Origin of the sequence: Haloarcula amylolytica, from assembly GCF_049705545.1 — an archaeon.
In the GTDB taxonomy this organism is placed as follows: Archaea; Halobacteriota; Halobacteria; order Halobacteriales; family Haloarculaceae; genus Haloarcula; species Haloarcula amylolytica_B.
Genome location: NZ_JBNAMU010000001.1, coordinates 2,029,587 through 2,053,765, shown reverse-complemented (window position 1 = coordinate 2,053,765; position 24,179 = coordinate 2,029,587). Strand labels below are relative to the sequence as shown.

General features: G+C 64.7%; 26 protein-coding genes and 1 tRNA gene. 9 read left to right on the top strand and 18 right to left on the bottom strand.

Annotation, left to right across the window (positions count from 1 at the left end):
- Nucleotides 1-72: 72 nt before the first annotated feature.
- The 4 genes from ACOZ4H_RS10750 to ACOZ4H_RS10735 all read right to left on the bottom strand — a co-directional run bounded on the left by ACOZ4H_RS10750 (nt 73) and on the right by ACOZ4H_RS10735 (nt 1,909).
- Nucleotides 73-891 carry a carbon-nitrogen family hydrolase gene (locus ACOZ4H_RS10750; RefSeq protein WP_424329276.1) on the bottom strand — a complete coding sequence of 273 codons (819 nt, stop codon included), beginning with the start codon at nt 889-891 and terminating at the stop codon, nt 73-75.
- Complete coding sequence (locus ACOZ4H_RS10745; protein WP_424329275.1) at nt 888-1,319, bottom strand: SRPBCC family protein; 432 nt, start codon at nt 1,317-1,319, stop codon at nt 888-890. The genes ACOZ4H_RS10750 and ACOZ4H_RS10745 overlap by 4 nt, the downstream gene beginning before the upstream one ends.
- A 67-nt stretch (nt 1,320-1,386) precedes the next feature.
- Nucleotides 1,387-1,614, bottom strand: a complete 228-nt coding sequence (locus ACOZ4H_RS10740) for a DUF7123 family protein (RefSeq protein WP_424329274.1) — start codon at nt 1,612-1,614, stop codon at nt 1,387-1,389.
- A 64-nt stretch (nt 1,615-1,678) separates the two neighbouring features.
- Complete coding sequence (locus tag ACOZ4H_RS10735) at nt 1,679-1,909, bottom strand: DUF7525 family protein (protein ID WP_011223248.1); 231 nt, start codon at nt 1,907-1,909, stop codon at nt 1,679-1,681.
- A gap of 87 nt (nt 1,910-1,996) precedes the next feature.
- Between ACOZ4H_RS10735 and ACOZ4H_RS10730 the strand changes: the two genes are divergently transcribed.
- Complete coding sequence (locus ACOZ4H_RS10730) at nt 1,997-3,184, top strand: LEA type 2 family protein (protein ID WP_424329273.1); 1,188 nt, start codon at nt 1,997-1,999, stop codon at nt 3,182-3,184.
- A gap of 24 nt (nt 3,185-3,208) precedes the next feature.
- On the opposite strand, the gene ACOZ4H_RS10725 is transcribed toward ACOZ4H_RS10730, so the two are convergent.
- From ACOZ4H_RS10725 to ACOZ4H_RS10700, 6 genes are all read right to left on the bottom strand, one after another.
- Nucleotides 3,209-3,439, bottom strand: coding sequence for a HalOD1 output domain-containing protein (locus tag ACOZ4H_RS10725; RefSeq protein ID WP_424329272.1), 231 nt, complete (start codon nt 3,437-3,439; stop codon nt 3,209-3,211).
- A gap of 147 nt (nt 3,440-3,586) precedes the next feature.
- The gene (locus tag ACOZ4H_RS10720) at nt 3,587-4,621 is read right to left on the bottom strand and encodes a PhoU domain-containing protein (RefSeq protein WP_424329271.1); all 1,035 of its coding nucleotides are present in this window, start codon (nt 4,619-4,621) and stop codon (nt 3,587-3,589) included.
- Nucleotides 4,622-4,801: 180 nt separating this feature from the next.
- A complete protein-coding gene (locus ACOZ4H_RS10715; protein ID WP_424329270.1) occupies nt 4,802-5,872 on the bottom strand; it encodes an ATP-NAD kinase family protein in 1,071 nt (356 codons plus the stop codon).
- Between the two features lie 196 nt (nt 5,873-6,068).
- Nucleotides 6,069-6,764: a competence/damage-inducible protein A gene (locus ACOZ4H_RS10710; protein ID WP_424329269.1), complete on the bottom strand. Its 696-nt coding sequence runs from the start codon at nt 6,762-6,764 to the stop codon at nt 6,069-6,071.
- Between the two features lie 80 nt (nt 6,765-6,844).
- Nucleotides 6,845-6,919 (bottom strand) — tRNA-Glu (locus ACOZ4H_RS10705).
- A 67-nt stretch (nt 6,920-6,986) separates the two neighbouring features.
- A complete protein-coding gene (locus tag ACOZ4H_RS10700; protein ID WP_424329268.1) occupies nt 6,987-8,201 on the bottom strand; it encodes a helix-turn-helix transcriptional regulator in 1,215 nt (404 codons plus the stop codon).
- 326 nt (nt 8,202-8,527) lie between these two features.
- Here ACOZ4H_RS10700 and ACOZ4H_RS10695 point away from each other — a divergent pair, with 326 nt between their 5' ends.
- The 4 genes from ACOZ4H_RS10695 to ACOZ4H_RS10680 are packed head-to-tail and all read left to right on the top strand — an operon-like array spanning nt 8,528 to nt 12,498.
- Nucleotides 8,528-9,643, top strand: coding sequence for a branched-chain amino acid ABC transporter permease (locus tag ACOZ4H_RS10695; RefSeq protein ID WP_424329267.1), 1,116 nt, complete (start codon nt 8,528-8,530; stop codon nt 9,641-9,643).
- A complete protein-coding gene (locus tag ACOZ4H_RS10690; RefSeq protein ID WP_424329266.1) occupies nt 9,640-10,923 on the top strand; it encodes a branched-chain amino acid ABC transporter permease in 1,284 nt (427 codons plus the stop codon). The genes ACOZ4H_RS10695 and ACOZ4H_RS10690 overlap by 4 nt, the downstream gene beginning before the upstream one ends.
- Nucleotides 10,916-11,746 carry an ABC transporter ATP-binding protein gene (locus ACOZ4H_RS10685; protein ID WP_424329265.1) on the top strand — a complete coding sequence of 277 codons (831 nt, stop codon included), beginning with the start codon at nt 10,916-10,918 and terminating at the stop codon, nt 11,744-11,746. The genes ACOZ4H_RS10690 and ACOZ4H_RS10685 overlap by 8 nt, the downstream gene beginning before the upstream one ends.
- Nucleotides 11,743-12,498, top strand: coding sequence for an ABC transporter ATP-binding protein (locus ACOZ4H_RS10680; protein ID WP_424329264.1), 756 nt, complete (start codon nt 11,743-11,745; stop codon nt 12,496-12,498). The genes ACOZ4H_RS10685 and ACOZ4H_RS10680 overlap by 4 nt, the downstream gene beginning before the upstream one ends.
- A gap of 30 nt (nt 12,499-12,528) precedes the next feature.
- On the opposite strand, the gene ACOZ4H_RS10675 is transcribed toward ACOZ4H_RS10680, so the two are convergent.
- From ACOZ4H_RS10675 to ACOZ4H_RS10665, 3 genes are all read right to left on the bottom strand, one after another.
- Complete coding sequence (locus tag ACOZ4H_RS10675; protein ID WP_424329263.1) at nt 12,529-13,914, bottom strand: ABC transporter substrate-binding protein; 1,386 nt, start codon at nt 13,912-13,914, stop codon at nt 12,529-12,531.
- A gap of 271 nt (nt 13,915-14,185) precedes the next feature.
- A complete protein-coding gene (gene sod / locus ACOZ4H_RS10670; RefSeq protein ID WP_424329262.1) occupies nt 14,186-14,797 on the bottom strand; it encodes a superoxide dismutase in 612 nt (203 codons plus the stop codon).
- 182 nt (nt 14,798-14,979) lie between these two features.
- Nucleotides 14,980-16,377: a cryptochrome/photolyase family protein gene (locus ACOZ4H_RS10665; RefSeq protein ID WP_424329261.1), complete on the bottom strand. Its 1,398-nt coding sequence runs from the start codon at nt 16,375-16,377 to the stop codon at nt 14,980-14,982.
- 106 nt (nt 16,378-16,483) lie between these two features.
- Here ACOZ4H_RS10665 and ACOZ4H_RS10660 point away from each other — a divergent pair, with 106 nt between their 5' ends.
- Nucleotides 16,484-17,278, top strand: coding sequence for an enoyl-CoA hydratase/isomerase family protein (locus ACOZ4H_RS10660; protein WP_424329260.1), 795 nt, complete (start codon nt 16,484-16,486; stop codon nt 17,276-17,278).
- Between the two features lie 181 nt (nt 17,279-17,459).
- Here ACOZ4H_RS10660 and ACOZ4H_RS10655 read toward each other — a convergent pair whose 3' ends face one another.
- On the bottom strand, nt 17,460-17,741 hold the full coding sequence (locus ACOZ4H_RS10655) for a UPF0058 family protein (protein WP_004517945.1): 282 nt from the start codon (nt 17,739-17,741) through the stop codon (nt 17,460-17,462).
- Between the two features lie 72 nt (nt 17,742-17,813).
- Nucleotides 17,814-18,029, bottom strand: coding sequence for a ribbon-helix-helix domain-containing protein (locus tag ACOZ4H_RS10650; protein ID WP_004517946.1), 216 nt, complete (start codon nt 18,027-18,029; stop codon nt 17,814-17,816).
- Between the two features lie 266 nt (nt 18,030-18,295).
- On the opposite strand from ACOZ4H_RS10650, the gene ACOZ4H_RS10645 reads away from it, so the two are divergent.
- Together ACOZ4H_RS10645 and menD are read left to right on the top strand one after the other, a co-directional pair.
- Nucleotides 18,296-19,633: an isochorismate synthase gene (locus ACOZ4H_RS10645; protein WP_424329259.1), complete on the top strand. Its 1,338-nt coding sequence runs from the start codon at nt 18,296-18,298 to the stop codon at nt 19,631-19,633.
- Nucleotides 19,630-21,408, top strand: coding sequence for a 2-succinyl-5-enolpyruvyl-6-hydroxy-3-cyclohexene-1-carboxylic-acid synthase (gene menD / locus ACOZ4H_RS10640; protein WP_424329258.1), 1,779 nt, complete (start codon nt 19,630-19,632; stop codon nt 21,406-21,408). Before ACOZ4H_RS10645 ends, menD begins: the two co-directional genes overlap by 4 nt.
- Before the next feature lie 3 nt (nt 21,409-21,411).
- Here the strand turns inward: menD and ACOZ4H_RS10635 are convergent, their stop codons facing one another.
- Together ACOZ4H_RS10635 and ACOZ4H_RS10630 are read right to left on the bottom strand one after the other, a co-directional pair.
- Nucleotides 21,412-22,353 (bottom strand): J domain-containing protein, encoded by a 942-nt coding sequence (locus ACOZ4H_RS10635; RefSeq protein WP_424329257.1) that lies wholly within the window; start codon nt 22,351-22,353, stop codon nt 21,412-21,414.
- A gap of 58 nt (nt 22,354-22,411) precedes the next feature.
- Nucleotides 22,412-22,720, bottom strand: a complete 309-nt coding sequence (locus ACOZ4H_RS10630) for a hypothetical protein (protein WP_424329256.1) — start codon at nt 22,718-22,720, stop codon at nt 22,412-22,414.
- Nucleotides 22,721-22,815: 95 nt separating this feature from the next.
- Here ACOZ4H_RS10630 and ACOZ4H_RS10625 point away from each other — a divergent pair, with 95 nt between their 5' ends.
- A complete protein-coding gene (locus tag ACOZ4H_RS10625) occupies nt 22,816-23,769 on the top strand; it encodes a 1,4-dihydroxy-2-naphthoyl-CoA synthase (RefSeq protein ID WP_424329255.1) in 954 nt (317 codons plus the stop codon).
- A gap of 39 nt (nt 23,770-23,808) precedes the next feature.
- On the opposite strand, the gene ACOZ4H_RS10620 is transcribed toward ACOZ4H_RS10625, so the two are convergent.
- Nucleotides 23,809-24,159 (bottom strand): helix-turn-helix transcriptional regulator, encoded by a 351-nt coding sequence (locus tag ACOZ4H_RS10620; RefSeq protein ID WP_310896128.1) that lies wholly within the window; start codon nt 24,157-24,159, stop codon nt 23,809-23,811.
- Nucleotides 24,160-24,179 lie beyond the last annotated feature (20 nt).

Genomic DNA, 24,179 nt, shown 5'->3' with positions numbered 1-24,179 from the left:
CGTACTCGTCCTGAGAGCGGCATAACGACGGCGAACGCTCAAAAACCGCTTTTTGTAAAACAGCGACTGCAGTTACGACCAGTCCGTCCGGCGGTCAGCAAGCGCCGGGAACTCCTCGCGGACCTGGTCGACGCGAGCAGGGTCGAGGGTGGCAGTCACCAGCGCCGGGTCGTCGTCGGCGCTGGCGAGCGTCGTTCCCCACGGGTCATACACCGTCGACCGCCCCAGCAGTTCCGCGTCCTCGAACTGTCCGACACCGTTCGCTGCGGCGACGTACAGCTGGTTTTCGACAGCCCGCGCGCGCCCGAACAGCTTCCAGTGCTCGACGCGGGGATACGGCCACGCGCTCGGGACGAGCGTTAGCGTCACGCCCTCGTCGACGAGATGGCGGTACAGCTCCGGGAACCGGAGGTCGTAACAGGTGGTAACGCCGACAGTGAACCCCTCGAAGTCGATAGTCGGAATCGTCTCACCCGGCTCTAGCAATCGGGATTCCGCGGAGTCATAACCGAACAAGTGGTGCTTGCGATACACCGCCCGCCGTTCCCCGTCGCGGTCGAAGAACACCGCGGTGTTCGCCAGCCCCTCATCTGTGGGCACGTCGAACCCGCCGTCGGCGCTCGTCGCCAGGTCCTCGACGACGCTTCCGGCCAGTACTGCCACGTCGTGGTCCGCGGCGACGTTGCGGATCTGGCTGAGCGTTTCGCCGTCCAGCCCCTCTGCGTCCCGAGTGTAGCGGTCGAACGCAAAGTAGCCGACGTTGAACAGTTCTGGAAGCACGACGAGGTCCGCGCCGTCCGCGGCCGCGTCTCTGATGGCGGTCGTGGCACGGCCAACGTTCTCGGCCACCGAGTCGGACGACACGTCTATCTGGGCAAGCGTGAGCCTCATACTTCGACTTCGAGGTCGTCCCGCAGTGCCTGTTCGAGGTTCTGCATCTCGTCGTCGAGGTTCCGCTTGAAGAACCGCTCGACGCCCGGGAGCTTGCCGTCGACGATGAACCGGTTCGTCAGTTTCGTGCCGCCGTCGGCCGTCTCTTCGAGTTCGTGTTCGCCCTGGACTGTCATCACTTTCGAGCGACCGATGAAACGGGCGTACTCCGGGCGACGCTGTTCGACGTCCTCGGTTTTCACCGTCATCGTCTGACTGACCACCGGAATCGGGAGCTCGATGGACCAGTTCGCGTGTGTGTCATCGATGACCTTCCAGTCTGTGACGACGCTAATCGGCCGGGCCCGTTTATCCGGGTCGGTGATGAATTCCCAGACACGCTCCGGTGTGGCCGGCACAGTCATCGTTCGTTCGACCCGGACAGTCATGGAAGGTACTGAGGACTACTGGCCGATGAATCCACCGATTGTCACAGTGCGTAAAACCCGGCAGCGGCTATCCTGTCGTCGTGACGCGCCACGTCGTCGACCGTGCCCGTCCCCACTTCTCGATCTCGACTTCGTCGGCCTCCTCAGCTAAGCGTGGCAGCCGCGCTCCCACTTGCTTCGACGAGAGGCCGAGCTGCTCAGCGATGTTCTTCGCGCGGAAGTAGCTCTCCCCACGCGAGACGCTGTCCCGGAGATATTCGAGAATGCGTCGGTCTTCCTCGCTGTAATCGGCCATACTAGAGAATAGGTCTCAGCGTTTTTAACGGTTCCCTTCACAGTCTCTCCGCTGATACCAGGGGTCAGGCGTCGTAGGCGTGAATCGCCACGATAGCCACGGCCGCGGCCAGCATCGCGAGTCCGAACGCGCCGCCGGACGTCACGAGCAGATTTCCGGTCTCAAGCTCCTGTGCGTGCAGAATCGCGTAGTTGTAGCTGTTGGTTGCTGTGACCACGGCCGCGCCGACCGAGACGAGCCCGAACAGCAGGGCCAGGCCCGTCCCCATGTCGCTTTTAGACGCCTTGGAACTCATGTACGACGCTTTCGGTGTTGCCCACTTAGTTCATTCGGGCTGGAGCCACAGGACATATACCTCCCCGTCGAAGATGGACGTGCAACTATGGGTCGGTTGAAAACCGTTGGTTTGCTGGTCGTCGCGGTCGCCGCTGTCGTAGGGGGCAGCGTCGCGCTCGGCGTTCTTGGCACACCCAGCGTCGCGTCCGTGGACAACCACTTCGCGGGCGTCTCGAACCAGACGACCACTGTGGCGACGAATCTGACCGTGACCAATCCCAACCCCGTCGGCGTCCAGCTGGGCGGCGTCGGGGTTAACTACACCGTCTCGATGAACAGCGTGGAGATGGCACAGGGCGATAGGCAGGGAGTCGGTATCGGGACCGGCAACTCGACGCTCGCGTTCAGCACCGAGATGCAAAACGACCGTATCCCGCCGTGGTGGGTCACCCACATCGACAACGGCGAGACGACGACGGTGGGCATCGACGCCACCGTCACGTCCTCGACGCTCGGCGGTCGGTCGGTGTCGGTCAATCAGGAGCGGACCATCGAGACGGACCTCCTCAGCCAGTTCAACTCCACCGAGACGCGCCCCGTCGAGGCCGATCAGCCGTTCGTCTCGGACCCGGTGCTGTACATCAACGAGACCCGCGGCGCGTGGGACCAGGAGAACCTCACCCAGTCCGAGACGCCGCTGAACCTCGCGTTCGACGTGTACAACCCAAAGCCGTACCCCTACACGATCACCAAAGTCGGCTACACCGTTCGGATGAACGACGTGACCGTCGGCGAGGGCGAGACGGATCGCGGCTACGTCCTCAGCCCCGGCCAGGAGACGACACTCGAAGCGAACACCGCTATCCAGAACGGGAACCTCGACCGCTGGTGGGTGACGCACCTCCAGCGCAACCAGCGGACGGACCTCTACATCGACTTCTACCTCGTGCTTGAGGGCGGCGGGGAGCAGTTCCGGGTCGATCTGGACTCCATCGACTACCAGCAGGAGATCGAGACGGACATCTTCGGCAACAAGGCGCAGTACCCGACCGGCGACGGAACGAGCGCTGAGCCCGACGACGGGTCGGCCGACGAGTCACCGGACGGCGACGAGGAAACTGAAACCCCGACGCCGACACCGACGGAGACCGAGACGGATGACGGGCTACTGGGTGGCGGCGAGTCTGAGACGGAAACCGCAACGCCAACCGAGACGGAGACAGAATCGGAAACCGCGACCCCGACGGAGACAGCGACTGAGACCGAAACCGACGACGGCGGTCTGCTCGGGTAGCCGGCACTCCCGGTCTGTTGTCCCTCAGTTCTCGATGCGGAGCGTCCCCGAGTCATCGACCGTTACCGTGTAGCCACAGTAGCGGAACAGCATCGGCGACTCCTCGGGAGAGGTGTCTGGCACCGCGTCTAGTCGTTCACCGTCGACGACTAGACTGAGGCTCCCGAGTTGGGTGGGGTGACAGTCCTCGAGCGTCGCGACGGCCTCTCTGACTGCGACGTGAACGGCAGTCGATTGGTCGACGGTGCGCTTCATACGAGGACTCCGACTCGAAGCCCAAAGAGACACGCGTTTTTCACAACTCCCTGTCGTTGTAGTGAACCTGATATTGCGGGCGGCGACGAATTGTCAAAACCGGGCTGTCGCTATGACCCGAAACTGGGAGTCGGCGGTGGCCGGTGCTCACTCGATGGTCGTGTGCTCGGACTCCTCGTTGAGCGCGAGGTTCGTCGCGATCTCGGCGCTCCGGACCGCGAACTCGGCGGTCTGCTGGAGGCTGACGAGCACTTCGCGCACTTCCAGCAGCGCCTCGTTGTCCATCTCCGGCAGGTCATCGAGGATCTCGTGTTCCTTGTCGCCGATGTCCTTGTACAGCTCTCGGACCTGAATCGCGGTGTCGTAGTTGCGGTCGACAGCTGCCTGGACCGCAAGTTCGGTGATGTCGTTGACCTGGTCGGTGAACTCGCGGATGCGGCGCATCGTGGAGCTGTCGACGTTGAGCGAGTGGTCCTCGGTCTCTAGGGCGATCTCGGCGATGTCCTCGGCGTTGTCCGCCGTCAGTTCGAGGTTCTTCGCAATCGAGCGGTAGCCGATAAGCGGGAAACCGTCGTTGAGGCCGATAGCCCGCGCGAGGTTGGGGTTCTGGTAGGCCGTGAAGATGAGCCGTAGCAGCAGGACGAATATCTTGTTGGCCTGTCGCTCGCGGTTGAGCGCCCGCTGAGCGAGGTCGGGGTTGCCGTGGGCGAGGGATTTCACCGCCTCGTTGCGCATCGTCGAGCCGGTGGATTCCAGCCGTTCGAGGAGGTTGTTGAGCGTGAAGTCCTCCGGGTCGACGGAGCAGCGAATCGCGATTCTGTCCGGCGTCTCCTCGATGACGCCGAGGCCCATTAGCTGGGTTTCGGCGTTGTAGACAGCGTTGATGTGAGAGGATTCCAGCGTCTCGCCCTCCGGGGCTTCGACGTGGATGACGCGCCGGCCGAGCACGTACTGGGCGACGATAGCCCGCTCGACGGAATCGGCGTCGAGGTTCTCCGCGTGGATGATAGCCTCCGACTCCTCAGTCTGGACGGACTCGGGCATAACTGTCAGCGTGCCTTTGCCGCCCATCCGCAGCGACACCTCGTCGCCCTTTTCGACATCGTGCGCACTGGCCCACTCCGCCGGCAGCGTCATCGCGAGCGTCGACGGTCCCAATCGCTGGACTTTCCGGGTTTCCATATGTCCTTTGTCGGGCGTGAGATACCTTAATCTTGACTATACATGATAAAATACCGCAGGCGATATATCATGGCTTGCTTCTCTCGGCTGTGGAGGTTTCCTGCTGATTATTTTCGGTTATTTCCGGATAGTGTCGACCCGGAGTCGACACATACCGGTAAATCGCTACAGTAATCCGTATCAGACGACTTCGACGAGTCTACGCTCGTGACGACCGACGCGGACCCGCATCCAGCCGCGCAGTTCCTCGTCTAGTTCCGGGTCGCCGGTGTCGACACGGAGCGTTCCGATACCGTCCAGTTTCCGGCGGGAGGCGACGACTTCCAGGTCACACTGCCTGATGACCGCCGGCGATAGCTGCTGATTTCCCCTGCCGAACACAAACCCCTGGCCGCCGATGGGCGAAACGATAATGACGTTTCGGTCCCCGAGAGCGTCGAGGATGTCCGACTCGGCGGCGTCACGGGCGAGCACTTCACCGTCACGCCACACGTCCACGCCGAGCGTCGTCCCGTCGAACCCGAGCTGTTCCTTGATAGCGCCGACAGTGCTCCCTGGCCCGAGGACGTACGTGACGCCCTCCTCGACGGCGTCGGCGACGCTCTCGGCGAGTGACTCGACGCTGCCGCCGCCCAACTGTTTGGCCGACTGGCGCTGGTCGGCGACGGGGACCGTGGCGACGGCCCGGAGTTCCGTGACGACCTCCCCGCCTCTGAAGGCGTCCTCGTCGATGTCGTTGACCTCCGCGCGCTCCGTCTCGGAGAACCGAGCCACGATGCGTCCGGCCGCACGCGGTGACACGCCGAACACGGAGGAGTACACCTTGACGCCGGCCGGGACGCCAAGGATCGGAATGTCCGCGTCCAGGTCGTCAAGCGTCGTTGCTACGTCGACGGCCGTGCCGTCGCCCCCGACGAACAGGATCGCGTCCACGTCCGCCTCGACGAACGCCCGGACCGCATGTCGGGTGTCCTCGCTCGTCGTCTCGTCAGCGCTCGCTGGAGCGCCGACGGCCGTCGGATCGAACCCTGCCTCACGAGCGATACCCTCCCCCATCGGATCGCCGTACGTGAGCAGTTCCACGTCCGTCTCCACCTCGGCGAGTGATTCCAGCGCAGTCCGTGCCCGGTCCGGTGCGCGTTGCTCCGCGCCGCGGCGGCGCGCCTCCGCGACTTTCCCGTCAGTGCCCTTGAGGCCGACGCGGCCGCCCATGCCGGCGATGGGGTTGACCACGACACCGATTCGTCGCATTCGTCGTCACTACGCGACCCCGCGGCAAAAGAGGCCCGGGAGCGTGCCTTTCAAGCCACCCCACGCAGAACGCACTCCTATGTCAGTTGTACTCCAGAGCGGCGTGCAGACAGGGATCATCAACGCGTCCGGTGCGGTCATCACGCTCGGCGGCCTGCTCCTGACGTTTCTGTGGCTGAACCACCTCTACCGGTAGTCACTCCGCCGTCGGTGACTCGACGCGCTCGCTGAACCACGCGGCCGCCTCATCAACTAACTCCTCCTCCGTCCCCTCGAACCGGACGGTCACGTGGTCGCCCGGATAACTGCCGACCTTGACCGGGAACTGCTCCTGTACCTCCGCCAGCCGGTCCAGCAGCGCGCTCTCGGGCTCGGCGGCGTCGACAGTGCGAACGTGCCGCTGCTCGCCGGTGAACTCTCCCGCGACCTCCTCGAACATCCGCTTCATCTCGGCCGGCACGCCCGGCAGGACGTAGCAGCTCTCGACGACACAGCCGGGCGCGACGCCCTCGTGATTGGGCAGTACCCGCGACCCTTCCGGTACCTCTCCCGTCCCGTCGGTCAGATCGTCGCGCGTGTAGCCGCCGTGTTCCTCCAACCACGCGATGGCGTCCTCGCTCTCGACGACGTCCCGCCCGAACGCCGCGGCGACGGCTTCGATGGTTTTGTCGTCGTGTGTCGGTCCCAGGCCGCCGGTGACGATGACGGCGTCGAACTCCGCGTGGTACTCGTTGACCACGCGGGCGATGTCCGATATCTCGTCGGGGACGACCGTCGTCCGGCCGACAGTGACGCCGCGCTCTGCGAGCTGTCGCCCCAGCCACGCGGCGTTCGTGTTGACCGTCTCGCCACTGAGCAGTTCGTCTCCGACGGTGACTACCGCGACGCGCATACCGGCCGGTTGGACTGGGAGACACAAATACTGTCGGTCACAGACAGCGGTCACTGTGTATTCGTTGAATCGCAGAGAAATGCTCCGTCAGGGATTTGAACCCTAGTCATCACCGTGAGAGGGTGATATGATTGGCCGGACTACACCAACGGAGCGTACACAAGTTCGTAGCGAGGAGATACGTATAATCATTGCGTTTCGGCCCCGCCCTGTGTTGGTTTCTCACTCGTCGTCGAACGGTGACCCTGCGGCATCGGGCTCCTGACCGGCGAGGCTGATGATGTTCTCGCGGCCGACTCTGAGCTTCGAGATGTCGCCGTCGTCTTCCATATCTGAGAGGAGCATGCTCACCTTCGATTTCGACCAGTCGGTGCTGTCGACGATGTCGACCTGCTTCATTCGGCCGCCGTTTTCCTCCAGCAGTTTGCGGACGCGGTCGCTGTCGGTGAGCAGTTCCTCGTCGGGGACCGCCGGTTCGTCGGGCGTATCGGTGTCCGCTGTTGCATCGCCCGACGGAGCCGACGACGGCTGCTCCGTGTCCGCAGCGGCTGACGGTGTCGAAGCGGGCGGTTCGTCGTCGTCGGTTCCCAGCACCTGTCCCAGCGCGCCGGACCGCCACGCGGCCGCACCGCCGGCGACGAGGGCGATAAAGATGACGACAGCCGGGAGCATCCACGATGGCCCGCCACTGGACCCGTCAGGGGCGTCGGCAGCCGCCGTGGTACCGCGCTCCGTCTCGGTATTCTGCCCGGTCTCGCGCGGTTCCAGTTCCACGTAGGGCCGGCGGTCGTTGAACGACTGCTCGCCGTTCCACGTGACGCTGTCGCTGTTTTCGAGCGAGTCGGGAGCGCTCTGTGAGTCCGGTTCCGGTTGGACGTCAGCGAACGCCATTCCGGGGCCGCGCTCGAAGACGAACGACTGACTCGACCCGATGTAAAACCCGCCGTCGAACACGTCACTTACCACGACCGAATCGCCCTCGACGGCGGCGAAATTACGCCAGTGGAACGACATACTCACCGTTCCAGTGTTCTGTAGCGGGTCGACCGTCGCCGAGCGGTCGTAGTCAGTCGCACTCATGTTCCGGCCGGTCACGTTCGTCCCGTACTGTGTCAGCAGCGTCGACTGCTCGACGAAATTCTGGTACAGCGGCTGCTCCGACCGCTCGAACTCTGCGGCGAAATCCTCGAACTGCTGTTGCTCCGTGTCGTTTTCGAGCGGGGTCCTGTGGATGATCGCCCACCTCGCTGACCCGTTCTGGTACAGCGTGACCTGGAACGTCGTCCGGTCGAACCTGTCGGGCGTCTGGACACCGACGCTCTCGTCGGTCGGCTGTGACACCGCCGGTGGCGCGGCACCGCTTCCCAGCAGGAGAACCAGCACCAAACTGGCGACGACCAGGCGTACCATCTGTCGTATATCATCGATGGACCGCATAAAAGCGCTGTGAATAGCACCGTTCTACGTCGGTATCCGGCCGATGTCCGGTGGTTTCTCGGCAGCCCCACGTTTCATACGGGTGACTTGTAAATCAGCCAGTGTGAGTCGTTCGTTCCCCGTCCGGTCCCACACTGACGGCCCCACTGTGACCAGAGTGGCCGACCGCGCCCGTCCATCCGACAGTGCCAATGATTTGCCAATCGACAGTTGACCATGGGCGGGGCGATTCCTGTTCCTGCACCGGTATTTTGGCGTCTACACCGCTGTTTCGCAAGAATTTCCGGAGGGTTATTTAGACAGGAGGGTCCAACGAACGGTAACCTATGGGAATTGCTGAGTTCGCAAGGGACGGTCGCGTGGTGTTGGGTGACCGACCTGGAGCAGCGGTGGTGGCCGCGGTAAGCGGCTTCCTCTTGCTGGACCTGGTCGCGAAGCTCGCTGGGACAACTGTGTTCTTTCTCGGGACCAGGCTACTGGGTGGGTCCCTCACCGTGGGCTCGTTGCTCTCGATGGTGGTGGACGGATTGCTCGTCGGACTGGCCGTGGGACTCGCCGGAATCGGCCTGTCGATGACGTACAGCATCCTCGACTTCGCCAATTTCGCACACGGAGACACGGTGACTGCCGGGGCGTTCCTGGGGTGGGTCGCCGCGTACATCACCGCCGGCCTCGGAACCGGGGCCCCGATTTCAGAACTGTTCATGCTTAATTCGGGTCGGCAGTTGAGCACCGTTTCGACGTTCCTTCCGGTCCTTCTCGGCCTCGTCGTCGCCGGCGTCGGGTCAATCGGTGTCGTGTTGCTCGTGGACCGGCTCACCTACCGGCCCATGCGCGAAGCGGACAACATCTCCTTGCTGATCGCCTCTATCGGCGTCGCGCTCGCGATGCGATACCTCATCGCGTTCGTCTTCGGTACGCAGACGAGCGGGGTCGCCAGCGGCGGCCTCCGGGTGACGGTTCTCTCGACGGTTTCGGTCACCGACAACGAAATTACGCTGCTGGTGGTGTCGCTCCTGTTGATGCTCGGCGTCCACCTCCTGCTACAGCGGACCAAGCTCGGCAAGGCGATGCGGGCGATGGCCGACAACGAGGACCTCGCACGCGTGACTGGGATTCCGACCGAGCGCGTCATTCGACTGACCTGGATTCTCGGCGGCAGTCTGGCAGGCATCGGCGGCTACTTGCTCGTGCTGGAGAGCGGGACGATATCGTTCAACTTCGGCTGGATACTGCTCCTGCTCATTTTCGCTGCGGTCATCGTCGGCGGCATCGGCTCGATATACGGGGCGATGGCCGGCGGTGTCCTCATCGGGCTGGTCGATAGCCTGGCCCTGATCTGGCTCCCGTCCGGACTGTCGCGGGCCTCTGCGTTCCTGGTGCTCATCGTCGTCTTGCTGTTGCGCCCGTCCGGTATCTTCGGGGGGGTGTCGACAGCGTGAGCGCCGTTGACTCCGTTCGGGACCGGCTTGACGCGCTCCCGGACGTGGGACTGGTCGTCGGCTTCATCGCCAGCATCTGGGCTGTCATGCTCGTGCTGGCAATCGCTGTCGGCGGGGCGAACTGGGCGAACCTCGCCGTCGGCTTCATCGGCAGCGTGACCGTGCTCATCGGCGGCTACGCTATCCTCGCGCTGGCACTGAACCTCCAGTGGGGGTACACCGGCCTGTTCAATATCGGCATAGCGGGATTCATGGCCGTCGGCGCGTACACCACGGCGGTTCTCACCGCGCCGACTGACCCGGCCGCCGGCGCGGTCCCGGGGCTCGGCCTCCCGCTGTGGGTCGGCCTCATCGGCGGCATGGCGATGGCCGCTATCATCGGCGGTCTCGCGGCGCTGCCGGCGCTCCGACTGAAGGCCGACTACCTCGCTATCGTGACGGTCGCGTTCTCGGAGATCATTCGACTCGTCGTCAACTGGGACGGTCTCGCCGAGTTCTCGCTGTTCGGGGCGCCGGTCGGCACCGGCGGCGCGACCGGCATCTCGTTCAAGTCCGCCAATGACGTTGCGGCGGGGCTCGTCAACGGCGTCGGGCAGCCCCTCGTGAATGCCGCGGACGGCATCGGCGTCTCCGGGCCGAACCTGGCGAACCTCACGTACGGGGTTATCCTCCTGCTGGTCGTAGCGGCGAGCTACTGGGTGCTCGCCCGCATCACGAACTCGCCGTTCGGCCGCGTGCTGAAAGCGATCCGCGAGGACGAGACCGTGACCCAATCCCTCGGCAAAGACACCCGCCGGTTCAAGATCAAGACGTTCATGATCGGCTGCGCGCTGATGGGGCTGGCCGGGGTTCTGTTCCGCGGACAGGCGGGCTACATCAGCCCACAGCAGTTCAGACCGACGATCACGTTCTACGTGTTCGCGGCCCTCATCATCGGCGGCTCCGGGTCAAACACCGGCAGTATCATCGGAGCGGCGACGTTCTCGGGACTGCTGTTCTACCTGCCGGCTCGACTTGGGGAGAACGTCTCGCTTGGCGGCACCCGCGCACCCGGTAACATTATCGACGCGGTCGCCGGACTCGCGTCGCTGGACCCGCTCCCCCTCCTCGCATACATCATTAGCAACGTCAGCACACTCCGGTTCGTCCTCATCGGCGTCGTGCTGATATACATCATCCAGAACCAGCCCGAGGGGCTGTTGGGCCATCGGAACGAACCCGCAACGAGCGTGAGCTTGGACAGACCGCAGTCCGGGTCCGGAGGTGAGGCCGATGAGTGAACCCGACGCCGCAAAGCGACAGGAGACGGCCGTCACGAGCGACGCCATCGACTCTCCCCTACTCGAGATCGACGGCCTCCGCAAGGAGTTCGGCGGCGTCGTCGCGGTCGACGGGGCGACGTTCTCCGTAGCAGAGGGGTCGCTCACCGGCCTCATCGGTCCGAACGGGGCCGGCAAGTCGACGACATTCAACTGCATCACAGGTATCCACGAGCCGACCGGTGGTCGAGTCACCTTCGACGGCCAGGATATTACCGGGCTCGCGCCGTACACGCTCGCAAACCGCGGGCTGGTCCGGACGTTCCAGATCGCCCGTGAACTGTCCGATATGACCGTTCTGGAGAACGTGATGCTCGCGCCGGGCGGACAGGTCGGGGAGTCGGTCGTCCGGTCGGTGACGCCAGGGCTTCGCGGCGACGTCATTAGAGACGAGGCGGATGTCCGCGACCGCGCGTGGGAGACGCTGGAGTTCTTCGAGATCGACCATCTCGCCCACGAGAACGCTGGCAACCTCTCGGGCGGTCAGCGGAAACTGCTGGAGATGGCGCGAGTCCTGATGACCGACCCCGAGATGATTCTGCTAGACGAACCGCTGGCCGGCGTCAACCCGACGCTGGAAGAGAAGTTGCTGGAGCGGATCCACGAACTCCGCCGGGAGCAGGGGCTGACCTTCCTGCTGGTCGAACACGACATGGACGTCATCATGAACAACTGCGAACACATCATCGTCATGCACCAGGGGAGCGTCCTCGCCGAAGGGGACGCCGAGACTATCACGTCGGACGAGCGGGTACTCGAGGCGTATCTGGGAGGTGACGTATGAGCCAGCACGCGACGGAGTCCGAGACCGTCACCCTCCCCGACCCGAGCGAACGCCTCCTCGCGATTCGGAACCTCGATGCCGGTTACGGCGACTTGCAGGTCCTCAGCGACGTCCACATGGACGTTGCCGACGGCGAGTACGTCGTCATCGTCGGCCCGAACGGGGCCGGCAAGTCGACGGTGATGAAGTCCGTCTTCGGCCTGACGACGTACATGGGCGGGGACGTCATCTTCGACGGCACCGACATCAGCCGGCGCAACCCCGACGAGATCATTTACGAGGGAATCAGCTACGTCCCCCAGACTGGCAACGTATTCGGTTCGCTGAGCGTGCGCGAAAACCTCGAAATGGGCGCGTACATCCTCGACGAGGTTCCGGAGGACCGCATCGAAGACGTGTACGAACGGTTCCCCATTCTCCGGGAGCGGTCCGACCAGTCGGCCGGGACGCTGTCGGGCGGCCAACAGCAGATGCTCGCCATGGGGCGGGCGCTGATGCTCGACCCCGACCTGCTGTTGCTCGACGAGCCCTCCGCCGGACTCGCTCCGGACCTCGTCGACGACATGTTCGACCGTATCGACCGCATCAACGACGACGGCACGGCTATTCTGATGGTCGAGCAAAACGCCAAGGAGGCGCTCCGGCGGTGTGACCGCGGCTACGTGCTCGTGCAGGGCCAGAACCGCTACGAGGACGAGGGCACGGTCTTGCTCAACGACGAGCAGGTCCGCCAGGACTTCCTCGGCGGGTAACTGGAAAAAGAATCGACGCCGGCAGCCCCGCTACTGGTTCATCGCACTGTTGATTTCAGACGTGTAGGAGGACTGCTGTTGCTCGAAGCCGACCTGATTAACGATGGTCCCGCCTTCCGCCTCGAACGCGCCGGCGAACGCTTCCTGCAGCGCCTGGCCGTAGCTGTTGTTCACATACAGCGTCGATGCGGTTTCGGCACCGAGTTCCTCCACACCGACCTGCGCCAGGACCTGACCCTGTAGCGCGTCACTCGGCGGGGTGCGGAAGATGTAGTCGTTGTCTTCGAGGTTGGTAATCGTCGGCGACGTGGAAGACGGTGAACAGCCGACGACGCCGTTATCGATGAGCACGTTGCGTGCGACCTGTATCGTCGTTTCGGAGCCGGCAGCACCAGTTATCGAGGGATACCCCGCGCTGACGAGGGAGTTGGCCGCGTCGATGCCCGCCTGTGCCTGAGTCTGTGTGTCACCGACCTGGTAATCGAACTCGAAGTCGACTTCGCCTTCGAGTTGCAGGGCTGGGAGTATCGCCCCGTCGCGGATGGGCCTGCCGAGCGGACCGAGGTCGCCGGTTTCGGGCATCAGCACACCGAACTGGATCGTTCGACCGGCGTCGCTTCCGGAGCCGCTCGGTTCCGGCTGCGGGATATCGTCGCCGGCGCTGAAGTCGACGGTGCTGAGCGTATCGACGCCGCCGCCATCCTGGAAGCCGAAAACCTGGTACTGCGCGGACGCCATGTCTCCGTTTTCGTCGAAGTTGACCGCGCTCGAAGCACCCTCGTACTGGATGTTCTCGCCCGCCGCAGCCGCTTCGACGGCCGCTGGCAAGTCGGAGGGGCCGTACGTGTCGCCGCCCGGGTTGGCGACGACGCGCATGTGGTCTCGGACGGCCTGCCCGTCGTTCTCCCCGGCCATCACGTTTGCGAGGATCTGGACCGCCGTCGCGTCGTAGGCCTGCGACGTGAACACGCCGGCCTCGTCGTAATCGAATTCGGAGGTGAACTGCTCCGTGAACGTATCGACGCCGGGACCGGCCGCCGACGGGGCCGTGCCGCGGACGTTTGACATGTCGTCGCCGACGTTACTCGGCAGTTCGCCGTCCTGCAGTCCGTCGGTGACGAGGATGTCGGCGGCGTCGTCGCCGTAGTCGGCGTAGAAGTCCTTGAACAGTTGCACCCCGCTCTGGGGATAGCCGACGACCATCAGCACGTCCGGCGATTCCGCACCGCCGTCGCCACCGGACTCGGTTCCGGTTCCGGTCATCCCACCGTCGCCGCCATCTCCTCCGTCGCCGCCATCGCCGCCGTCACCGCCGGTCTGCTCAGTTGAACAGCCTGCCAGCCCACCGAGCAGACCGACAGTACTTACCGCCCCAGTGCGCTTCAGGAACATCCGTCGACTGGTATCGCGACTCATAACAGTTATCACTGATTCGCTTCTTATAAAACTATATCCTCCCGTAACGCTGTTGTCCCGTAGTCTGACACGGTCACAGCGTTACTTTTTGTCGGTGTTCGTAGATATTAACGGCGGAATAGATACTATCGGCCCAGACGTATAGTAACAATTGAAACGATTTACACACCGACTGCACTGCAGTCGTGCGGTCGGGTGTGCATTGATTTTCAATGGCTACTATATCTCGGACTCTCGGCACAGCCGCGAAAAAAACGTCGAGTGTTGTCCCTTACTCGAAGTGACTGACCGACTTCTCGTACTCTTCGGCGGCCTTGTCCCAGTCGACAACCTCGAAGAAGGCGTCGATGAAGTCACCGCGGGCGGGACCGTAGTCGTAGTAGTAGGAGTGCTCCCAGACGTCGAGCGCGAGGATTGGATGGGAGCCCCAGAGCGCGCCCTGGTCATGCTTGTCGACCGGCACGTTGCGAAGTTGCTTGGCAACGGGGTCGTACACGAGCAGCGCCCAGCCGCCGGCGGCTGATGCGGCGGCTTCGAACTCGCCCTTCCAGCCTTCGTAGGAACCGAAGTCCTCCTCGATGCGGTCGCGGAGGTCGCCCTCCGGCTCACCGCCGCCGTTGGGGTCCATGTTCTCCCAGAACAGCGTGTGGAGATAGTGGCCACAGCCGTTGTGGGTGACGTTGCCCATCGCGGCGGCGCTCGAACCGAAGTCACCGGCGTCGCGGTTCTCGGCGAGCGTCTCCTCGGCCGATTCGAGGCCGTTTACGTACCCCTGATGGTGAGTGTCGTGGTGCCAGGTGAGCACCTGCTCGGAGATGTGTGGCTCCAGCGCGTCGTAGTCGTACGGGAGTGGTGGCAGTTCGGGATTGGAATGTTCGGGCATATGAAAACGCCTCCATCAATACCTGTCGCGCGGCTGCCTGTTAAACGTTTAGGAGCCATTCGTTATCACCCTGCACGGACAGGGGGACGGAGCCGTTACCACCCGCTGGTATGACGCCACGTAGCGGCACCGTATCTGGTGTAAGTGTCTGGGAGAGTCCAGCGCAGCAGAACGATGCCGCCCTACTCGTCACCCCTGGCCCGCTCGAACATCGCCAGGGCCTGCTCGCGGCGCTCGCTGTGGTCGACCACGGGGTCCGGATACTCCGGCGCGGCGTTGCGCCGTTGCGTGAGCGAGCACTCGTTCCAGTCGTGGATAACTTCGGGCGCAGCGTCCCGTAACTCCGGGACGTATTCTTTGATGTACTCGGCGTTAGGGTCGTAGTCTGCGCCCTGCGTCATCGGATTGAAAATACGGAAGTACGGCTGTGCATCGGTCCCCGTCGAGGCCGCCCACTGCCAGCCGCCGTTGTCGTTGGCCGTGTCGTGGTCGACCAGTTTCTCCCGGAACCAGTCGTAGCCGTAGCGCCAGTCGATGAGCAGGTCCTTGGTGAGAAAGGAGGCGACGATCATCCGGACGCGGTTGTGCATGTAGGCCTCTTCACGGAGCTGTCGCATTCCGGCGTCGACGATGGGATAGCCAGTCTCCCCGTCTTTCCAGGCCTGTAACAGTTCTTCGTCGTTTTCCCACTCGATTGGGTTCTCGTAGGACTTGTAGTTCGAACTGACGACGTGGGGGTGGGCAAACAGCACCTGCGCGTAGAACTCCCGCCAGGCCAATTGGGACTGGAACTCCCGGACGGACTCGCGGCGGTCGCCACCGGTCCCCTCTTTGGCCTCCTGCGTACGGTCGTACACCTCCCGGATTCCGATTGTCCCGAACTTCAGATGGGCCGAGAGCCGCGAGGTGCACTCGTCGGCCGGGAAGTCCCGGCGCTCCTCGTACTCGTAGACGTTCTCTACGAGGAAGTCATCAAGCAGGGTCCGCGCTTCGTCGGTCCCCGCCGCAGGCACGTCCGCTTCTGGTTCCTCGAAGCCGAGGTCCGCCAGCGTCGGGAGCGCGTCGCCGTCGACGTCGGCCAGTTCGTCGGCTGACGGCGGCTCGTAGGGGGCCGCCTTCTCGCGGTCGTGCCACTTCCGACCGAAGTAGGTGAAGACGCTGTAGGGGTCGCCGTCGTTCGTCGTAATCTCGCCCGGTTCGTGCAACACGGCGTTCTGGACGGCCTCGCGCGCCACGTCCGCGTCGTCCAGCGCCTGCCGGACGGCGGCGTCGCGCTCCCGGGCGAGCCCGGAGTAGTCTTTCCCCCAGGTGACTTTCTCCGCGCCGTACTCGGTCGCCAGTTCCGGCAGGACGGCCGTCGGGTCGCCCTCGGCAACGACGAGGTCACTGCCGCGGTCGCGGTACCACTCCCGCAAACTGTCGAGGGCGTCCAGCATGAACGCGACGCGCGGCGGGCCAGCGTGGTCGAGGACGGCCCTGTCGAAGACGAACACCGGGACGACGGGGTCGGACGGAGTCGCCGCGGCGAGGCCGGCGTTGTCCGCTGCCCGGAGGTCACGGCGATGCCAGTGCAGGCGCATACACAATACATGCACCAGCCCGGGCAAAAGGTACTGCCCAACGATGTTGGTCTGACAGGCGGTGACGGACACCACTGTTATCTTTCCGCCGGGTGAGAGCACACGCATGGACGACCCGACCGTGACGGTGTCGATGGAGGGAGACGTGGCCACAGTGACGCTAAACCGACCGGCGGCGCGGAACGCCCTGTCGAAGGAGACCGCCGACGCACTCATCGACCGGTTCGAGTCGGTGGCCGACAGCGACGCCCGGTGTGTCGTGCTGGAGGGTGCCGGCCCCGCCTTCTGTGCCGGCGGCGACATCGACGCGATGCTAGAGGGGATTGACAACGACCAGCCGCCGGCGGAACGGGTCGAACTGGTGGTCTCGGCACTCCACGAGGCCATCCGGACCGTCCACAGTTGTCCGCTCCCGGTCGTCGCGAAGATCGACGGCCCCGCCTTCGGCGCTGGGGCCGGGCTCGCGCTGGCCTGTGACCTGCAGGTCGCGAGCACCGACGGGCAGATCGGCTTCGGCTTCCGCCGGGTCGGGCTGGCGAGCGACTCCGGCGTCTCCTACTTCCTCCCACGAATCGTCGGCCCGAACAAGGCCAAGGAACTCCTGTTTACCGGCGACCTCCTTGATGCCGAGACCGCCCACGAACTCGGGCTGTTCACGCGAGTGTTCGACGCAGAGACCTTCGAGTCGGAGGTATCGGCACTCGTCGACGACATCGCCTCGGGGCCGACGGTTGCGCTCGGTCACGCAAAACGGCTGGTCAACCGAAGCCTGGACAGTTCGCTGGAGCAGGCGCTCGAAAACGAAGCCGCCGCGCAGGGTGTCGCCTTCACGACCGACGACCACGAGGAGGGTGCAACCGCGTTCGTCGAGAAGCGCGACCCGGAGTTCAAGGGTCAGTAACGTGAGTACGGCAACCCACAGCAGCACTGATTCAGACTGTCCGGAACGCGGTCGTTCACAGCGTCTCGACGTTCCGGACCGACCCGACGCTGTTCACCGAACTCAACGGAGAGCGGTCGTTGCCACCGGGAAAGAATAGCCGCAATAAAGACGAGAGAGACGGCGCTCGATAGCGTCGTGTCTACAGTTTCCGCTCGGCGTCCTCGGCCAGTTCCTTCATCCGCTTGCTGACCCGGCCGGCGTCCGAGAACTCGTCTTCACTCATCGCCGTCGCAAGCGAGTTGCCGAGCACGAACACGGCGTGTTTGTGCTCGCTTTTCGATTTGTGGACGTCCGACGGGCGCACGTCGAGTTCCTGGTAGGCGTCAAACAGGTCCGGATCGACCGAGTCCATGTCGTCGCGGAAGTACTCCATGATCGTCACCATCTGCTCGTGTAGTTCGAGAAGCTCGTCCTTGTGCATGGCTACGACTATGTGGTGGCTCGTGCATAAGAATTGCTTGAGAAGGGATACCAGACTCTCACGCCTGTATTTTCAGAAGACGTACTCGTCGTCGTGACCCATCATGCCGTCTTCTTCGAACCCTGGCTCCTCGTCTTCGTCCTGTGGTCCGGAGGTTTTGTACGCCTTGAGCCCGGTCGACAGGAGGTCCTCGATGGCTTCCTCGCGGTTGAGGAACTCGCCTTTTTCGACGAGCTGCGCGATCTGCATCTCCAGGTGTTCCGGGATATTGATCTCTACCTTAGGCATCGCAACATAGGGGGCTTCGACTATGCCCTATTTAAACCTGACGGGGGTGTGTTCGTAGATTACAGAATTACAATTGTAGAACGGAGAGAGGAACTTCGTGAACCCATAGATTAATTTCTTCAAAGAAGAATAGCCGTTTCCGCCTTGCATCCCTGGCCAGAACGGCATAAAACCGGCCAATTCCCAACGACGGTCCGCCCGAACCGCGGCGTCCAGAATCGAGAGTATAGTTAGGCTCAAAGGTGCGCAATCCTAAGGCATGGCTGATGGAACCACTGCGTGGTGACGAGACGACGGTTGGTGAGACAACGGTCGTCGCACGCGGGTGTCGCCTCGACGATGCACCGGTTCGGGCGGTACTCGAAACGGACGCTCGCCCCCGGTTCTTCTGGGCGGCCGGTACAGAGTCAATCGCGGCCCGCGGGAGCGCGGCGACTGTGACTGCCGACGGGCAGTCGCGGTTCGAGGACCTGCGGACAGCACTCGAGGCACTGTTCGAGGGCTGTACGGTCCCCGACAGCCTCCCGAGCGTTGCGCGGCCGCGAGCGTTCGGTGGGTTCGCCTTCCACAACGGGACCCACGAGGGGGACGACTCCCCCTGGAACGGGTTTCCCAGTGCGGCGTTTTTCCTCCCCGAGATACAGGTAACCACGAGAGACGACGACGCCTGGCTCACGACGGTCGCGACGGGGCCCGAGGCCGAGACGGAGGCGGAGACGCGGCTTGACGAGTGGCGTGACCGGTTGGTCGCAGACTCCGAGAGCGAGCCAGGAATCCCACCGGGGATCTCACACCGGGAGCGCACGCCGACACAGGACGGCTGGCGCGAGCAGGTAGCGGCCGCCATCTCCAGCGTCGACCGCGGCGACCTCCAGAAGGTCGTGCTCGCCCAGAGCCTCAGCGCCACGCTGGACGCGGAGCTGTCGGTCCCGGACGTGATGGCCCGGCTGTCCCGCACCTACCCGGACTGCTACCGGTTCATGCTATCGCCGGACGCCGGCGGCACCTTCTTCGGGGCCACGCCGGAGCGGCTGGTGTCGGTCCGCGGACGGACGGTCCGAACGGAGGCGCTAGCCGGCTCGACGGGTCGGGGCGACACACCCGCCGAGGACGAGTGGCTCGCCGCTGAACTCCTCGACAGCGAGAAGGACCGCCACGAGCACAAGCTCGTCGCGGACGCGATACGGGACCAGCTAGAACCGTTTGCCTCGACGGTCCGCATCGGCGACCGGACCATCCGCCGGCTCGCCACGGTCCAGCACCTCCGCACGTCGATCACGGCCGAACTCGACGACGACGAGCACGTCCTCTCGCTGGTCGAGGCGCTGCACCCGACGCCGGCCGTGGGCGGGCTGCCGCCGGACGCGGCGCTGCGGACCATCCGCGAGACGGAGGCGTTCGACCGCGGCTGGTACGCCGCGCCGATAGGCTGGGTCGACGCCGCCGGCAACGGGACCTTCGCCGTCGGCATCCGCTCGGCCGTCGCCACGGAACGCGAGGCGACCCTCTTCGCGGGCGCGGGCATCGTCGCGGACAGCGACCCCGACCGCGAGTGGGACGAGGTCCAGCTCAAGTACCGGCCGATACTCGACGAGCTAGAATGACCGCCCCGAACGTCAACACGCTGTGGGCGGAGACGCTCGTGGCCGAACTCGTCGCCGGCGGCGTCGACGCGGTGTGTCTCTCGCCCGGCAGTCGCTCGACGCCGCTGACGGTCGCGTTCGCCGAACACCCGGACATCGAGGTATTCTCGCACCTCGACGAGCGGTCGGCGGCCTTCTTCGCGCTGGGACGGGCCCGCCGGACCGGCGAGCCGACGCCGCTGGTCTGCACATCGGGGACCGCCGCGGCGAACTACCACCCGGCGGTCATCGAAGCGAACCAGTCGGGCGTTCCGCTACTCTTGCTGACGGCGGACCGACCGCCGGAACTCATCGACAGCGGAGCGAACCAGACCGTCGATCAGGAGAAGCTGTACGGCGACGCCGTGCGCTGGTACCGGGATATGCCCGAGCCCGAGGCCGAGCCGCGGAAGGTGCGAATGCTTCGGACCACGGCGGCCCGCGCGCTCGCAGAGAGCACCGGCGCCGACCCGGGGCCGGTCCACCTGAACTGTCGGTTCCGGAAGCCGCTGGAACCGACGCTGGTGCCGGATGACGACCCGGCGGGCGTTCCCGCTGGCTGGGCGGGCGGCGACGATGCGGCCGAGGTTGGCCGCGACGGCCCGTTCGTCACGACGAGCCAGGGCGTCGCTGCGCCGGACGAGCGGACGGTGCGCCGCGTGCAAGACGCGCTCCGGGCCGCAGAGCGGGGACTCATCGTCGCTGGGCCGGCCGACCAGGGACTCAGTGCAGAATCGCTTGAACGGCTGGTGTCGGCGACCGGCTTCCCTGTCCTCGCAGACCCGCTGTCGGACCTGCGGTTCGGCCCGCACGTCGACCGCCTCGACGTGCCGGTCTGTGGCGGCTACGACGGCTATCTCGGCAGCGGCAGCGTCGACGAGTGGGGCGATCCAGATGTCGTCGTCCGCTTCGGTTCGTCGCCGACTTCGAAGCCGCTGCGTCACTACCTCCGGGACGCCGACTGCCAGCAGTTCCTCGTCGACCCGGCCGGCGGCTGGTCGGAGGCCGAGTTCACGGCGACGGACCTGCTCGTTGCCGACCCCGACGCCACCGCGGATGCGCTCTCGGACGGGACACTGGGCGGTGGTGAGTCAGCATGGCGCGAACGGTTCGCCAAGGCGGAACAAATCCACTGGGATGCCGTCGACGACTTCGTCGCGGAAACTTACTGGGAAGGCGGCGTCCTCTCAGACGTGGCGGTGCTGGCCCCGGACCCGGCCACGCTGTTCGTCTCGAACAGCATGCCGATACGGGACATGGATCGCTTCGGCCGGCCACATGACGCCGACCTGACCGTACTGGGCAACCGGGGGGCAAGCGGTATCGACGGCATCACCTCGACGGCACTGGGGGCCGGCAGCGCGACGGCGGACCCGCTCGTGCTCGTCACCGGCGACCTGGCGTACTACCACGACATGAACGGCCTGCTCGCGCTCGGTCGCTGTGAGGTAGACGCGACGGTCGTCCTCATCAACAACGACGGCGGCGGCATCTTCCACATGCTCCCAATTGAGGACCACCCCACCTTCGAGGACCAGTTCCGCACGCCACACGGACTCGATTTCGAGCCGACAGAGGCGCTCTATTCACTGGAGTTCGAGCGGGTGGCCGACCGCCGGCAGTTCCGCGAGCGGTTCGCCGAGTCAGTCCGGGCCGATGGGACACAAGTCATCGAGGTCCAGTTCGACGCGGGCGACAGCCACGCGGTCAGAGACCGGCTTGCCGAACAGGTCGCCGAAACCCTCGCTGGCGACTGATTTTCAGAGCCGCAACACGGACGCCGTCAACAGCGACAGTCCGAACGGGAGCCACGTCCCAGACAGCGCGAGCGCCCCGATGAGCGAGAACGCGCTGATGTTCAGCGTGACCAGCAGCACCGTCGTCGTCAGGCTCCAGCTCCCGAATACCATGATCGCGATAGTGGGCTCGGACTGGAGATAGCCGATCATGAAGAGGGTGCAGACCCCGATTGTCAGATTGACCCACAGCGGGAACGCCGGGAGCAGCGCGCTGAACAGCATCACCGGATAGAGGGCGAACGTGATAGCAAACAGCGTCAGCCCCCGGCCGGTCGGCATTTCCAGGAGCGACCCGCGGGACGGGGTGTCGGTCTGGCGGACAGAGTACGCGGACGACGAACTCCAGGTGGCGCCGCTGCCGGAGTTGTCGCTGAAGCCGCTGGTCGCGGTAGCGCCGGAGTGCCAGGTCGAGTCTGCCTCCGACGCGGTCGCCGTCTCGCTGGCCGGGTCGGCTGACCGGTCGTCGTTCGAAGCGGTAGCAGCGGTCGAACGTCTGTCCCCGGTGACGCGGTCCCTGGCAGCCCGTTCGCGTCGTGCCCGTTCCCGGGCGTTCGTCCGAGCTGTACTCCGGTCAGCGCTCGCTTCGGTCCGGTCGCCAGCCGACGCAGAACCGTCATAGCCCGCGTGCCGTGCCGCTTCGGCAGCGTCACCGCCGTCATCCTCGGCTGCATCACTCTCACCCGCAACGTAGGCGTCGTGGCCCAGCCGGTCGTACCGCGCCCGCTCGTCCTCGTCGGTGAGCACGTCGCGGGCTTCGATGAGCCGCTGTGTCGCCTCGCCGGCGTCGGCCGCGTCGCTCACGTCGGGATGGGTTTCCTTTAGCCGCTCTCGGTAGGCCGCTTCGATAGCTGCCGTCGACGCGTCGGTTGAAACGCCCAGTACCTCGTAGAACGTCTCTGTCATGCCGGGCGTAACACCTGTAAGCGCGCGACCGACGTTCGCTGCCAGCTACCGCGCTCGATCACTTGTTCTCGACGCCCCCTTCTGTCTCTGTGCCACGTTCGTACGACTCCGACGGCCGCTGATAGTCCCCGGCAGATCCAGTGGACTCCTGCTCCTGGGCGCGCATCGACACGAGCTGTTCCAGCGCCGTCGCGATTCGTTCGAGCGTGAAGATGAACCGCACGAGCAGGTACAGTAGCCAGGGGGCAACGGCCACGATCAGCCCGAGCAGAATCTGCTGGACGATGATGAGACTGTACACGACAACGAGGATGGAGAGGCCCGCGAGTATCCCCATCGCCGCTTTTCTATTCAGTTTGGAGGGCATCGCTAGTCGATTCACGTACGCGACACCAAAGCGTTTCCTCTGCTGTGGTAGCGCGTACGAGGAATCTTTTTGCGAGGGCCGTCCCGAGCCACGGTATGGTCTCTGAGCTATTCGACCCGGAGCGGTGGACGGTCATCGACCGGTTCGACTTCGCCGACATCACCTATCACCGCTCGACCGACACGGGCGCGGTCCGCATCGCCTTCGACCGGCCGGAGAAGCGCAACGCCTTTCGGCCGGAGACGGTCGACGAACTCGCGACGGCACTGGACCACGCCAAGCGCCAGACTGACGTGGGCTGTGTCATCATCACCGGCAACGGACCCTCGGAGAAGGACGGCGGCTGGGCCTTCTGTTCCGGCGGGGATCAGAGCATCCGGGGCGAGAGCGGGTACGAGTACAGCGAGTCGCAACGCGACTCGGACACAGCGAGCGGGGAGCAAAGCGACCCGCGAGAGACGAGCGACGGCGTGGCAGACGACGCGCCAGAGAACGTCGGCCGCCTCCACATTCTCGAAGTCCAGCGTCAGATCCGCCACATCCCAAAGCCCGTCGTCGCCGTCGTCCCGGGGTGGGCCGTCGGCGGCGGCCACTCGCTGCACGTCGTCTGTGACCTCACGCTCGCCAGCGAGGAGCACGCGAAGTTCCTCCAGACGGACCCCGACGTGGGGAGCTTCGACGGCGGCTTCGGCTCGGCGTATCTCGCGCGACAGGTGGGACAAAAGAAGGCCCGGGAGGTGTTCTTCCTCGGCAAGACCTACGATGCCGACGAAGCCGCCGACATGGGGATGGTCAACGACGTGGTGCCTCACGAAGATCTGGAAGACACCGCTATCGAATGGGCCGAGCGGATGAACGAGAAGTCACCGACGGCGATGCGGATGCTGAAATACGCGTTCAATCTCGACTCCGACGGGATGGTCGGCCAGCAGGTGTTCGCCGGCGAGGCGACGCGGCTGGCGTACATGACCGACGAGGCCCAGGAAGGACGGGACGCGTTCAACGAAGGGCGCAAGCCGGATTTCGACGACGTGCCGTGGCACTACTAACGGGCGCGGGCAGTTGCGGGACGATACCGCCAGCGACGGTCAGTCCTCGTAGGCGAGGGTCATGACCCACTGCGAGAAGGTGTCGTCGTGGGGGTCGACTTCTTCGTCGCCGATGAACGGCGAGAGCTGGTCGCCGGCCATCAGAAGCGAGAAGTCGAGGTCGCGGGCCGCGGGCGTCAGGTAGTACGTGTTGTGCCCCTCGTACACCGTCTCCTCCCGCTGGATGAGGCCCTTCTCGAACAGGGACTCGACGATCCGACTCCCCTTCCGCGAGGAGACGTCGAGTTCCTTCCAGAAGTCGCTCTGGTGGATGCCGCCGGACTCCCGAATCAGTTCGAGCCCGGCCCGCTCGCCGTCAGAAAGGTCCGCCTCCGACGCTGCTGAACTCATGTATTGTGTACACCGTGAGT